This is a genomic window from Peptostreptococcus russellii (assembly GCF_003012055.1).
Lineage (GTDB): Bacteria > Bacillota > Clostridia > Peptostreptococcales > Peptostreptococcaceae > Peptostreptococcus > Peptostreptococcus russellii.
In genome coordinates this window covers 424110-438049 of the sequence record NZ_JYGE01000003.1, presented here as the reverse complement: position 1 = coordinate 438049, position 13940 = coordinate 424110, and the positions used below count along the sequence as shown (strand labels likewise).

The following is a 13940-nucleotide window of genomic DNA, read 5'->3' as shown; positions in this document are numbered from 1 at the left end:
ATAATGTAAAAGACGTATAATTTAGTTAAAAGGAGATGAAATTAATGGCTTTTTACTTTGATACTCCATCAAGAACATTTAGTGAGTATTTATTAGTTCCAGGTTATTCATCTGCTGAGTGTGTCCCAGCAAATGTTAGTTTGGAAACTCCAGTTGTAAAATTTAAGAAGGGTGAAGAACCAGAAATAAAGATGTATATACCACTAGTATCTGCAGTTATGCAGGCGGTATCTGACGACAAGATGGCTGTCGCACTTGCAAAAGAAGGTGGTATTTCTTTCGTTTATGGTTCACAATCAATAGAAAATCAGGCTGCTATGATTGCAAGAGTTAAATCTCATAAGGCAGGTTTTGTAGTAAGTGACTCAAATCTTACTCCAGAAAATACTTTAAGTGATATTTTAGACTTAAAGGAAAAAACAGGTCATTCTACTGTTGCAATAACAGATGACGGAACAAGTGATGGTAAATTATTAGGTATAGTTGCTAGCCGTGACTACAGAGTTAGCAGAATGGACCCTGATACTAAGGTTCGTAACTTTATGACACCTATTGAAAAAATTATATTTGCTCCAAAGGATGTTACTTTAAAGGAAGCAAACAATATAATTTGGGATAACAAGCTTAACTCTCTTCCAATATTGGATGATGAAGGTAAGTTGTTATATATGGTATTTAGAAAAGATTATGATTCTCATAAGGAAAACCCAAATGAGCTTCATGATAAGCTAAAGAGATATGTAGTAGGTGCTGGTATTAATACTAGAGACTATGAAGAAAGAATCCCTGCTTTATTAGAAGCTGGTGCAGATATTCTTTGTATAGACTCTTCAGAAGGTTTCTCAGAATGGCAATCTAGAACAATTGCTTGGGTAAGAGAAAAGTATGGAGAAACTGTAAAAATCGGTGCTGGTAATGTTGTAGACAGAGATGGATTTAGATTCTTAGCTGAAGCAGGTGCTGACTTTATAAAGGTTGGTATCGGTGGCGGTTCTATCTGTATCACGAGAGAACAAAAGGGAATCGGACGTGGACAGGCAACTTCAATTATAGACGTAGCAAAAGCTAGAGATGAATACTTTGAAGAAACTGGTATCTATGTACCAATTTGTTCTGACGGTGGTATAGTATACGATCATCACATCACACTTGCACTTGCAATGGGATCTGACTTTGTAATGTTAGGAAGATATTTCTCAAGATTTGATGAATCACCAACAAACAAAGTAAATATCAACGGTGCATATATGAAGGAATACTGGGGTGAAGGTTCTGCAAGAGCTAGAAACTGGCAGAGATATGACCTTGGTGGAGACAAGAAACTTTCTTTTGAAGAAGGTGTTGACTCTTATGTTCCATATGCAGGTTCACTTAAGGACAATGTTAATATGACTTTATCTAAGGTTAAATCAACTATGTGTAACTGTGGTTCTCTTTCAATACCAGATCTACAGAAAAACGCAAAGCTTACTTTAGTATCTTCAACTTCAATAGTAGAAGGTGGAGCTCATGATGTTATATTAAAGGACAATAAGAATTTATAATCGCTTGATTAATAAAATTATATAATTTTAAAAACAGACTGTGTATACACAGTCTGTTTTTCTATGCTATATTAATTTAAATGGATTTTCTAATCCTGCTATATCTACTAGCTCAAGGAAGGAATATCTCCCACCGAGCTTACTTATCTTTAAATATCTTTGCCAAGCATCTTGCCTATCAACTTCCATCAAATCATGAAATTGAAGTGCGCATATTTGAGCTAAAACGTAATCGACATAATAAAAAGGATTTTTAAAAATATGACCTTGTCTAAACCAGAATCCACCCTTTTCAAGAAAATCTAAATCAGCATAATCTCTGTGAGGAAGATATATCTTTTCTAAATTTCTCCATACTTCTTTTCTCTTTTCTGAACTATATTCTGGATGAGCATATATTTCATGTTGAAAATGATCTACTAGAGATCCGTATGGTAAAAATTTAATTGCTGAATCATAGTGATACTTCTTATATTTTTCTGCATCTTCAGCAAAGAATAAATCCATCCAAGGATATGTGAAAAACTCCATACTCATAGAAAAAATTTCACAGCTATCTAAAGTTGGAAAAACCAATTCAGGCATTTCTTCCTCTTTAGACATATATACCTGAAAAGCGTGTCCTGCTTCATGAGTAAGAACATCTACATCATCTACTGTTCCATTAAAGTTTCCAAAAATAAAAGGTTCATTATAATCGTATATTATAGTGCAGTATCCTCCCATTGCCTTGCCTTCTCTAGCCTCAATATCAAATAAATTATTTTCAAGAAGAAAGCTTATAAAATCATTTGTTTCTTTGGACATTTCCGCATACATTTTTCTTCCTTGATTCATTATATAATTTCCGTCACCAGCTGCCTTTGCATTTCCATCTAAAAACTCCAATTGTTCATCATAATAAGTTAACTTATCTATATTTATCCTATTAGCCTGCTCTTTATAAAGCTCATTTGCAAGAGGAATATATTTTTTAATTACATTTTTTCTTAAATTATCCACCATCTTCTCATTATAATCAGTTCTATTCATCAAAAGATATCCAAGTTCTATAAAGTTATCAAATCCCATCTTTTTCGCCATTTTATCTCTAACTTTTACTAGTTTATCAAACAGTTCATCGAATTTATCTTCATTTTCTTCAAAAAATCTTGTATGGGCTTTTATCGCACTTTTTCTAAGCTTTTCATCATTGGAGCTTGTGTATATAGACATATCTGAAAGATTACACACTTTACTGTCAAACTCAATCTTAGCAGATGCCAAAAGTGAAGTGTACTCTGACATTAAGATATTTTCTTCCTGAAGGTCTTCTATAATTTCTTCTGAAAATGAATCTACTAATGTTTTTATATATCTATAAAATTGTTCACCAAACTCATCTTTTATCTCACTTTCAAAAGGACTATCTAAAAGAACTTTATAAAACTTTATGTCTAAATCAGAAAATAAAGGTGAATATTCATCCCAATATTTTTTTTCATCCTTATAAAATTCATCATTTGTATTGATAGAAAATCTTATACTAGCTATTGTACTCATAGTAAGAACTGTTTTTCTACAAACATTTAACTTCCTAATAAGATTTTTTACTTTTGAAAAATCACTGCTGTTCTCTATTTTATGTAGTATTTTTAAATACTGCTTTTTTATATATTCATAATCTACTCTCTCATACTCTATATCATTAAAATTCATTTCTGCCTCCGTATATTTAATTAAATTCAAATAAATTATATATCAAATAATCATTTTTATCAAATTATTATTATACTTCATATTAAAAATTAATACGATATCTTAATTATATTGAATATATGATAGAATTAAGATATAATATATATGTCATGACAGAGGTATACTCAAAAAAATAAATAGGAGGCTTTTATGTCTAAAAAAAAGAATAATTTAGCTTGGAAATTTTTTCATAGATACTTTATCGTAGGATTAAATGGTATGGCTTTGGGACTATTTTGTACGCTTATTATAGGACTCATTATTAAACAAATAGGAACAAGCTTATCAGGTCCAATATCTATGTTTTTAATAGCATCTGCAAGTGTAGCAACTTCACTTACTGGTCCGGTAATTGGAATAGGTGTAGCTCATGCTCTTAATTCTCCAAAGCTTGTAATTTTGGCATCGGGAGTGACAGGTTTTATAGGAGCTTTTGGTTCTGCTTTTGCTAGTGGCAACATTGTTTCTGATACAGGCCAAATAATAGTATCTGGTCCTGGAGATCCTTTAGGAGCCTTTATAGCTGTAGTTATTGCAGCAGAAGTTGGAAGATTGGTATCTGGCAAAACAAAAATTGATATCTTGATTACACCATTTGTAACAATTATAGTCGGGGCGCTAATCTCTTACTTTATCGGTCCATATCTATTTAAAGGTATGCAGGCTTTAGGCAATTTTATTCAGGTATCAACAGAGTTACAACCATTTTTAATGGGGATTATAGTTTCGGTAGTAATGGGGATGGTTCTTACTCTACCTATTAGTTCAGCTGCACTTTCTATAATTCTTGGACTTGCTGGCATCGCTTCAGGTGCAGCTACTGTAGGTTGTAGTGCTCAAATGATTGGATTTGCTGTTATAAGCTTTAAGGAAAATGGATGGAACGGTCTATTTGCTCAGGGAATCGGAACTTCTATGTTACAGGTATCAAATATTATGAGAAAACCAATTATATGGATTCCTCCAATAGTTGCTAGTGCGATTTTAGGTCCTGTTGCAACTGTTATATGTAAAATGGAAAACAATGCTGCCGGTGGTGGAATGGGAACGTCAGGATTGGTTGGTCAGTTGATGACATGGCAGACTATGTCTGTAAGTAGGGATCATACAGTTTTGATTGTTCAAATAATTTTACTCCACTTTATACTCCCTGCTGTTATTTCTCTATTTGTAGCTAAAATAATGAAAAAAAGAGGGTTGATCAAGGATAGTGATTATAAATTGGAACTTTAATTAAATATTTTTTAATTAATAATTTGCCATAATTTATAATATATTTTTTGTTTAAAGTAAAAAATCTGTTAAATAAGTAAAAGTCTACTAAAACTTAGTAGACTTTTACTTATTTATTCTATATTTTCTATCTATCTATTTCTGATTTAAAAGGGGTATCCCTATATAACTGTGCCTTGTATACGTGTTCCTTTATATAGCCAAGCTCATACATTTTGTACAAAACAACAGCCTGTCTTTTCTTTGCTTGTTCATAGTTTTGATAAACTCCTGGATTATTTGTTATTCCTGCCAACATAGTGCTTTGTCCAAATGTCAGTTTAGAAACATCTTTTCCAAAATATAATTGAGCTCCATCTTGAACTCCATATGCCGATTTACCTAAGTATATATTATTTAAATATGCTTCTAGTATTTCATCTTTTGTCATAATTTTATTTAACATTTTCGCATTGTACATATCCTGAATCTTTCTCTTCATAGTTCTTTCATTATTGGTTAAAAGATTCTTAGATAGTTGCATATCTATCGTACTTCCACCTTGAGTAGAGTCGCTAGTTAGGTTATTTACAAAAGACCTAATTAAGGACCTTGTATCTATACCACCATGCTTGTAAAATCTCTGGTCTTCTATTGAAATTACTGCATTACGTAAAGTCTTAGGAATTTTCGAAAGAGGAACTGGATCATCATTAATATAACTTTGATAAACCATCTTTTTTGTTAAAACTGGCATATCACTTACTATACTTCTAACATATAAAAATCCTGCAGAACCTCCTATCAAGAATAAGACTAAAAATACAACTAAAAGTTTTTTGACTATTCTCCTAAATAATGATGGGTATTCATACGAATCAAAATCATCTTCATCATAATCATCATATCTTTTTCTATTTTCATTGTTTGCTTTAAATTGTACAACATTGTTGTTGTTTTTCTTGGCTCTTTCTATGCTTTCCCTATCAAACTTATTTGAATTTCTTGGTCTATATTCCAAAGATTCCCTAGAAGATGAACCACTGCTGGCCTGTTTCTTTATTCTTATTTTTCCTTTTTTATTTAGACTTGACTCTTCTGACCTTTCATTGTAAACCTCTTGAGAACTTCTACTTCTCTTTGGTTTATACATCTTTAAATCATCATCACTATTTTTGTAAGAAGATTCTCTTATTACCTTTTTTCGTGATTCTTGAGTAGATCTTCTTGGATTATACATTTTTATATCATTTTGTATATCAAAGTTATCAATCTCTCTACTGTCTAAACCTTCATCAATATTGTATTTCTTAGGATATTTATTTTTTTTCGAACTTTCATTTGATTTGCTTCTTCTTTTTTCAGACCCCAAATCGTCTGAGGGAGTTCTAGAATCAAGCGAGGAAATAGCTCTTCGTCTTATTTTATTTTTATCTTTATTATCTGACATACTACCTCCAGTAAATTATTTTCTGTATAAATTGTCACCTTAAATCATTATATCCTATATTAAGAAATCATTCTAATATATTTTATATTTCATTTCTAATAGCAAAGAATAGCTTTGCTGTTGCTAAAGTATCTGAATCAGCTCTATGTGCTTGTTCATTTACTATACCATAATAATCACAAGCAGTTGCAAGTTTTTTATTTTTACCGTGATAATTTTTATTCTTCTTTAACATCTCCATAGTACATATATAATCTGTTATCGGATCTAAATTCATTTTATTTAAGTAGTGATTTAAAAACTTAATATCAAATTTGGCATTGTGTGCTATTAAAGTTCTCTCACCTATATACTCTCTGAATTTAGGCAAAACATCCTCTATAGAAGCAGCATCAGATACCATTTCATTTGTTATGTTCGTTATATTTGTTATAGTAGAAGAAATAAATCCTCTTGGTTTTATTAATCTTGAATAGTTAAGCTTTATTTTATCATCTTTTATCTCTGTTACGCCAATTTCTATTATTTCATCTCCGTTATTTGGACTTAAACCGGTAGTCTCTAAATCAACAACTATATATTCATTTTTATAAAAACTCATCATAAAGTACACCTCCATATTAAAAGAATATTAAAGCTTTAATCAAAATATTCTCAAGATTTATCTTTTATAGATTTTACACAGTCTTTATAGCTTTTATTTTTTTCTAGATTTATTTTTTAATTTAACTGCTTCATCAAATTCTATATCATCATCAAATCTTTCCATAAAACTATGCTTTTCATCATCTATTTGCCATCCTAAAATAGAATCTACATTCACATTTTCAGCCGCTTTAAATATTGATTTTTCAACATTAACAAAGTCTTTAGATAGATTTTTTATCAAATCTTTTATTTCAAATCTTTTATTTCCTGTTTTTTTAGCGGCAACCATACAGGCACAATTAAGTGGCCATATACCTGTATACTTAATCCATTTTATAATATCTTCTTCTCTTATATAATATAGTGGTCTAATTAACTCTAAACCATCAAAGTTAGTTGACTTTAATCTTGGAAGCATCGTTTTGAAGTTTCCTGAGCAAAGTATATTTAACATAGTAGTCTCTATTACATCATCATAATGATGTCCCAAGGCTAGCTTATTACAACCTAGTTCCTGAGCTTTATTATACAAAGCTCCTCTTCTCATCTTAGCACACATGTAGCAAGGATAATCACTTGCTATTCTATCTGCTACTTCAAATATCTGTGATTCAAAAGTAACTATCGGTATCTCCAAATACTCACAGTTCTCCTCTAAAAGTTTTCTAATACTTGTATGATATCCTGGATCCATCGCTATATATACTACATCAAAATTAACAGGAGAATGCCTTTTTAGTTCTTGAAACATTTTAGCCATCAAAATACTATCTTTTCCACCTGAAATTGCTACTGCAACTTTATCTCCTTCTTGAACAAGATTATATGTTTTTATGGCCTTTATAAATTTTGACCATATCTTCTTTCTATATCTTTTAGTTATACTTTTTTCTATTTCTTTTAATGTTTTTTTATCTTCATCTGGTATAGGTGCTTGACAACCTGTTCCAGCTAATTTATTTTCTCCCATTTCTCCTCCTAACATTTTTTTCAGAATAATTATATCATAATTAAATTATTCGGTCAAAATGCGTAATTTTAACTTATTATTTTCATCTATTATATATGTGAACTCCGAATCAAATTTATTGCCCTTTGAATCCAACAAAGACTTTAAAGTAGCCTTTTTTTTATTTGAAAGTCCCCTAACAAATGTTTTGTTTGGCTTCTTACTAAATGAAGAAAGAAGTGGATCGTTTTTCCATATTGTAAAGCCACAACTTCTATAATTTTCACAGGCAAATGCTTTTTTTGATTCTAGAATATTTTTTCCGCACTCTGGGCACTTGGCTATAATCTCTAGGCCAGTAGCTTCATCTATATCTTTTGCTTTCTTTTTAGTGCTTTTTTCCTGTGCTTTAGCTTTATTTACTTGCTTGGTATTTTTTTTATAGCCTTTAGCATTTTTTTTGGCTAAAGCAAAACTGCTTTCCTTTACAAATTTTTTTGTTTTAGGATTATAAACAATTTTATCTGTATTTATACTGGCATTTGGACCTATTTTTATTTTATTTACATTTTCATATACAAACTTACATATCATATTTAGGTATTCTTTTCTATTGTATTCCCCTTTTTGTATATCTAGCAGGTTTTTTTCCAATTTACCTGTAAAGTCTACATCAAAAAGGTTTTTTACTGGAAATATCTCGACCAAATTACTACCTAACTCTGTAATAGCATAGCTTTTTCCATTTTTTTTGACATAGCCCACTTGACGTATTTTTTTTAATACATCTGCTCTAGTAGCTGAAGTACCTATTGAATAACCTGATAAGACTGTAGTATCATCTTCAGATACATTTTTACCACAATTTTTCATTGCTTTCAAAAGGGTATCTTCTGTATAAGACTTTGGTGCTGTGGTGCTTTTTTCTACTGGAGAAATATTTAAAATATCAACTTTCTCACCCTTTGTCACTAAAGGAAGCAAGCTAGTTTTACTTTCCTTATTATATAGCTCTAAAAATCCTTTTTTGATTAGTACTTTTCCTTTAGATATAAACTCATGACCATCAACATCTGTCGTTATTTCAGTGTTTTCATACTCTGCTGGAGGCATGAAGTTACTTAAAAATCTATCTCTAATAGCTTCATAAACTATTTTTTCATCTCCACTTAGTCCTGATGGAAGTATATAAGTGGGAATTATAGCACTATGGCTTTCTACTTTAGATGAATCAAATACCCTTTTACTTTTAGAAAACTTTATACTATCTTCACATCTATGTCCACTTTTTATAACATTTAAACTTTTTTCAACCTTGGACGCAAGACTTTCTTCAAGATACATAGAGTCTGTTCTAGGGTATGTTATAAATCCACCCTTTCCTTTTCCTTCATACAAACTTTGACAAACACTCAAAACTTTATCAGATGTAAATGATGAATATTTGGATGTAATATAACCTTGCAAAGATGTCAAAGAAAATAGTTTTGGAGAATATTCCTTTGAATTGCTTATTTTTTTATTTTTTATAAAAGCGTCATCTTTTTTGATATTTTCTACAATTTCCCTTGCTTCTTCTAGGCTATCAAACTTACTTTCTTTTTTATTTTGATATTTTCCTATATATTCACCGTTCTCAGCTTTAAATTTACCTTCAATTTCATAATAAATCTTTGGAATAAAATTTTTTATTTCCATTTCTCTATCATAAATTAATTTCACTGTAGGCAGTATTACTCTACCTATATTTAACATTTTACCATTGCCATACTTTAAAGTCGCTATACATGTAAAATTAATTCCTATTAACCAATCTGTTAATAATCGTGTATAGCCAGCTGCCTGCATATTTCTCATTTCATTATCATCTTTTAATGAGTTCATTCCCCTAGTTATATCCTCGGGAGTCCACTCATTTACAAGTATACGTTTTATAGGTTTTTTATTTTTTGCTTTCATAAAGATTAAAAAGGAGATTAGCTCTCCTTCTCTATCATTATCAGTTGCATTTATTATATATTCTACATCATCTCTAGATAATAAACTTTTTATTATCTTAAACTGCTTATTTTTCGTTTTATCTACTTTGAATCTAAATTTATCTGTAGGAATAAATGGATAATTTTCCATCTTCCAAGAACCAGAATACTTTTCTTTATCATAATCCTTCATGTCGCAAAGAGATATCAAGTGCCCTACAGCGTAGGTAACTATATATCCATTCCCTTCAAAATAGCCATCTTTCCTAGTTTTTGCATTTAAAAAAGATGCTATCGTTTTAGCTACAGAAGGCTTTTCTGCTAGTATTAAAATCATTTTCTTACCTCACTTTACTATCCCTAGTCTAAAATTAAACTAAACTTAATTATAACCTATTTATAATGATATAGTCAATTTTATGAAAAAGAGGAACTTTAAAGTGATTAATATCCATACATATGCTTTTTAATAGTCCTATTTTCCATATATAGAGCTAGCCATATAGCAAGCTTTAAGAATTTTTAATATTGACAAAAAATCTATCTTTTCATATACTTTTTATCAATATTATTTTTTAAAAGCCAAGCTAAATGACCATACACGGATATATTACCATAGTTAATAATTGCTTTTTTTGATCCACAATTTAAAATTTGTAAATATTTTTTCTGAACTGTATATTTATAACTTGCTTCTTTATTACTTATCATATTTTTTAAATTTTTATATAAAATAGGAGCTTGTCTAATGGCAAAAACACCTGCTTTTGGCATATTTGGATTGGACTTTAAAGATATCATATCCCCCATACATATAGAAAATTCATTTGCACATAAATTATCATCCACTAATATATAATTGTCCTCAGTTGTCTCATAAGCTCTATATTCAATATCACAAGCTTCTACACCACTTGATATTATAAGATAATCATAACTATAATACCCTTTACTTGTCTTTATTCTTTTATTTTCTCTATCTACATCAATTAGCTCTTCATTTAGTTGTAGTGATATCTCTTTTGACTTTAAGATTTCCTTTAGCTTGCTTTTGCTTTTACGATTAAATCTGCTTGCAAGTTCCTTGCTTGAAGAGATCATCTTTATATTTATATTTGGATATCTAATATTAATTGAAATTGCTAATTCTATGGCAGATGCACCACTTCCTATAATAATCATCTCTTTTAAACTTAGTTTATCAATAAATTTCTCTTTATAATCTAATAAATTCTTAAAATCCACTATTTCGCATATAGGTTTTACATAACTGGAATTTCTTGAATCTATTTGAAAGTATCTTTTTGAATAAGAGCCTAGGTTCATAGATATAAAGTCAAATTCATAGTTATTAATTTTTGACTCATTTTCTAAATACCACTTTTTCTTATAACTTGAGGGCTTTTCCTTAATATGGATATAATCCTCCATAGATATAGTGCTAACCATTTTTTTATCGGCATCAATTCTTATTATTTTCTCATTTATATAGCTTATATTCGCATTTTCACAAAGTTGTTTTACATCAAAAGATATTTCCTCTTCTTTATATATACCTTCTACAAAAGCAGGTAACATACCTGAATAATACTGTTTATTAAAATCAGTTATCAAGCATACTTCAAAATCTACTAAAGGATCTTTTGCCAATTCTTTCAAGATATTGATATGCCCATGTCCACCACCAGCTAATACTATTTTTTTCATCATACTCTCCTAAAAATATTTTAATCACTACATATTATACCTTTATTTAAGATTTTTTGTTTAAAAAAAGTATTTTTTTTATAAATAAATAAGATTGCTTGAATAGTCTTTTTCTATATCTCAATTATTAAATATTTTACTTTTCAATATAAAAGTAATTTAGCCATTTTTTACTAGCATATAAGCATTAAAATTAAGCTTAAAAAGAAAAGACGATCATTTATATTGACCGTCCTTTTTATTCCAATATTTACTTATTCTTTTTTTGACAATATTTTCTTTAAAAGCTATAACAATTTAAACTAGTTTTGTAAGACAGCATCCATTTCCTTCTTCTTCAGATGCTACTCCGCCCACAAAGTTACCTGTGAAGCAAGCATCACAAAACTCTAATCCTGGACATAGCTTATCTAAATCATCAATTTCAAGGTATCCTAGTGAATCTGCACCTATACTCTCTCTGATCTCTTCAACAGTATGATTAACTGCTACGAGGTTTTCTCTACTAGGTACGTCTGTCCCATAATAACAAGGGTGTCTGAAAGGTGGTGAGCTTACTCTAACATGTACTTCCAAAGCTCCAGCATCCTTTAACATCTTTACTATATTTCTAATAGTAGTTCCTCTAACAATAGAATCATCTACCATTACTATCCTTTTTCCTTTAACTACTTCTCTGATAACATTTAATTTAACCTGTACACCAGAAGTTCTTTCATTCTGACTTGGCTTTATAAATGTTCTTCCTACGTAACTATTTTTATAAAAAGCCATACCATAAGGTATTTTAGATCCTTGTGAGTATCCCACTGCCGCAGCTAAGCCCGACTCTGGCACTCCAACTACTAAATCTGCATCCACTGGAAATTTATCTGCAAGCAGCTTTCCAGCAGTTACTCTAGATGAATAAACACTTTGCCCATCTATATAGCTGTCTGTTCTTGCAAAATAAATATATTCAAATACACATCTAGCTGTCTTTTTTGAATCAGCAAATTTTTCTGATTTTATAACTCCATCAGTAATAGTTACTATTTCTCCAGGCTCTACATCTCTAACAAACTCAGCTCCTATAGTATCCAGAGCTGCAGTTTCTGAGCTTAAGAAATAAGTATTATCTTTTCTACCTATACACAAAGGTCTAAAACCAAATCTATCTCTTGCACCGATTAATTTGGCAGGACTAGATACTACTAGAGAAAATGCCCCTTCTAACTTTTGAGTTGCACTTTTAACCGCATCTTCTATACATAGTGTATGTAATCTCTCTCTTGCTATCAAATAGGCAATGACCTCTGAATCAGTCGTTGTCTGAAATATAGCACCTGTAGTAGCTAATTCTTGCTTTAACTCAACACCATTTGTTAAGTTTCCATTATGAGCCATAGAAAGTATACCCTTTATATAATGAATAACAAATGGTTGGGCACACTCAATACCGCCACCACCTGCCGTAGAGTACCTTACATGTCCTACTCCAAGATTTCCTTTTAAGGAATTTAGAGTCTTTTTAGTAAATACTTCATCTACTAAGCCTTGATCTTTGTGAAACATAACATTTTTACAATTTTCAGAGGTATTTGTTACAGATATACCTGCACTTTCCTGTCCTCTGTGCTGAAGAGCAAACAAGCCGTAATAGATATATGATGCAACATTTTCGCCGTCAAAATCATATGCACCAAATACGCCGCACTCTTCACCCAAACCTGTCATAATATCTTCTCTCATATTCTGCTCCTAGAATCCAAGACGATTTCTTACTTCTGAGTATGCGCCTTCTACATCGCCCATATCTCTTCTGAATCTGTCCTTATCCAGTTTTTGATTAGTATCTTTATCCCAAAGACGGCATGTGTCTGGTGATATTTCATCAGCTAATATTATATCTCCATGGAATCTTCCAAATTCCAACTTAAAATCTATTAACTTTATATTTTTTTCTATAAAATATGCTTTAAGTAAATCATTTATCTTAAGAGCCATTTCTTTTATCTTATCTATTTCATCTTGACTAGCAAGCTTAAGTGCGATTGCAAATGAATCATTAATTAGTGGATCTCCTAAATCATCATTCTTATATGAAAACTCTACTGTTGGCTGTTCAAATTCCAAACCTTCTTCAACACCTAAGCGCTTAGAAAAGCTACCAGCTGCAACATTTCTTACAATTACTTCAAGAGGTACTATATCAACTGATTTAACTACTGTGTCTCTCTCATCTATTGTTTCTACAAAATGAGTAGATATTCCATTTTTTTCTAAATATTGGAATAATTGATTAGACATTAAGTTATTAATTTCTCCCTTACCTGATATTGTTCCTTTTTTCAATCCATTAAAAGCAGTAGCATCATCTTTATATGAAACTATTAAATAATCCTCTACATCTGTTTTGAAAACTTTTTTTGCCTTACCTTCGTATAATTGTTCTAATTTCTTCATATCATCAGCTCCCTATATAAATATTATAAACGATATAAGTCGTATGTTTTAACCTTATATCTCTATTTTATTCGTATTCTTGTTTTTTTGCAAGGGCTAATTCGTATTTTATTTATTTTTTTTTATAATTTTTGGTCAAAATAAGCCTTTTTACGAATTATTTACAAGAAATAACAGGCTTATAGTTCGTGTTTTATCTTTATAATAGTCTATAAATAATGAAATTTACGAAAAATAATTATGTATTTATTTTGTTTTGTTCGTTTTTA

10 protein-coding genes are annotated in these 13940 nt (G+C 30.3%); 2 read left to right on the top strand and 8 right to left on the bottom strand.

The window, feature by feature from the left end:
- The first annotated feature begins 44 nt into the window (after positions 1-44).
- Positions 45-1544 carry an IMP dehydrogenase gene (locus UF10_RS03920; protein ID WP_106776509.1) on the top strand — a complete coding sequence of 500 codons (1500 nt, stop codon included), beginning with the start codon at positions 45-47 and terminating at the stop codon, positions 1542-1544.
- Between the two features lie 66 nt (positions 1545-1610).
- Here UF10_RS03920 and UF10_RS03915 read toward each other — a convergent pair whose 3' ends face one another.
- Entirely contained in the window at positions 1611-3242 is a 1632-nt protein-coding gene (locus UF10_RS03915) for a M3 family oligoendopeptidase (RefSeq protein WP_106776508.1), read from the bottom strand.
- A gap of 189 nt (positions 3243-3431) precedes the next feature.
- Between UF10_RS03915 and UF10_RS03910 the strand changes: the two genes are divergently transcribed.
- A complete protein-coding gene (locus UF10_RS03910) occupies positions 3432-4514 on the top strand; it encodes a PTS transporter subunit IIC (RefSeq protein ID WP_106776507.1) in 1083 nt (360 codons plus the stop codon).
- Positions 4515-4641: 127 nt separating this feature from the next.
- Here UF10_RS03910 and UF10_RS03905 read toward each other — a convergent pair whose 3' ends face one another.
- From UF10_RS03905 to purC, 7 genes are all read right to left on the bottom strand, one after another.
- On the bottom strand, positions 4642-5943 hold the full coding sequence (locus UF10_RS03905) for a biosynthetic peptidoglycan transglycosylase (RefSeq protein WP_242969036.1): 1302 nt from the start codon (positions 5941-5943) through the stop codon (positions 4642-4644).
- 82 nt (positions 5944-6025) lie between these two features.
- On the bottom strand, positions 6026-6547 hold the full coding sequence (locus UF10_RS03900) for a 3'-5' exonuclease (RefSeq protein WP_330403919.1): 522 nt from the start codon (positions 6545-6547) through the stop codon (positions 6026-6028).
- A 93-nt stretch (positions 6548-6640) separates the two neighbouring features.
- Positions 6641-7561, bottom strand: a complete 921-nt coding sequence (locus tag UF10_RS03895) for a tRNA 2-thiocytidine biosynthesis TtcA family protein (RefSeq protein ID WP_170062442.1) — start codon at positions 7559-7561, stop codon at positions 6641-6643.
- A gap of 45 nt (positions 7562-7606) precedes the next feature.
- Complete coding sequence (locus UF10_RS03890; protein WP_106776505.1) at positions 7607-9856, bottom strand: type IA DNA topoisomerase; 2250 nt, start codon at positions 9854-9856, stop codon at positions 7607-7609.
- Positions 9857-10059: 203 nt separating this feature from the next.
- Positions 10060-11226: an NAD(P)/FAD-dependent oxidoreductase gene (locus UF10_RS03885; RefSeq protein ID WP_170062441.1), complete on the bottom strand. Its 1167-nt coding sequence runs from the start codon at positions 11224-11226 to the stop codon at positions 10060-10062.
- 297 nt (positions 11227-11523) lie between these two features.
- On the bottom strand, positions 11524-12957 hold the full coding sequence (gene purF / locus UF10_RS03880; protein ID WP_106776503.1) for an amidophosphoribosyltransferase: 1434 nt from the start codon (positions 12955-12957) through the stop codon (positions 11524-11526).
- A gap of 9 nt (positions 12958-12966) precedes the next feature.
- On the bottom strand, positions 12967-13671 hold the full coding sequence (purC, locus tag UF10_RS03875) for a phosphoribosylaminoimidazolesuccinocarboxamide synthase (protein ID WP_106776502.1): 705 nt from the start codon (positions 13669-13671) through the stop codon (positions 12967-12969).
- Between the last annotated feature and the right edge of the window lie 269 nt (positions 13672-13940).

Coding starts and splice junctions, on each gene's coding strand:
- UF10_RS03920 (WP_106776509.1), top strand. CDS start 45: ATGGCTTTTTACTTTGATACTCCATCAAGAACATTTAGTGAGTATTTA.
- UF10_RS03915 (WP_106776508.1), bottom strand. CDS start 3,242: ATGAATTTTAATGATATAGAGTATGAGAGAGTAGATTATGAATATATA.
- UF10_RS03910 (WP_106776507.1), top strand. CDS start 3,432: ATGTCTAAAAAAAAGAATAATTTAGCTTGGAAATTTTTTCATAGATAC.
- UF10_RS03905 (WP_242969036.1), bottom strand. CDS start 5,943: ATGTCAGATAATAAAGATAAAAATAAAATAAGACGAAGAGCTATTTCC.
- UF10_RS03900 (WP_330403919.1), bottom strand. CDS start 6,547: ATGATGAGTTTTTATAAAAATGAATATATAGTTGTTGATTTAGAGACT.
- UF10_RS03895 (WP_170062442.1), bottom strand. CDS start 7,561: ATGGGAGAAAATAAATTAGCTGGAACAGGTTGTCAAGCACCTATACCA.
- UF10_RS03890 (WP_106776505.1), bottom strand. CDS start 9,856: ATGATTTTAATACTAGCAGAAAAGCCTTCTGTAGCTAAAACGATAGCA.
- UF10_RS03885 (WP_170062441.1), bottom strand. CDS start 11,226: ATGAAAAAAATAGTATTAGCTGGTGGTGGACATGGGCATATCAATATC.
- purF (WP_106776503.1), bottom strand. CDS start 12,957: ATGAGAGAAGATATTATGACAGGTTTGGGTGAAGAGTGCGGCGTATTT.
- purC (WP_106776502.1), bottom strand. CDS start 13,671: ATGAAGAAATTAGAACAATTATACGAAGGTAAGGCAAAAAAAGTTTTC.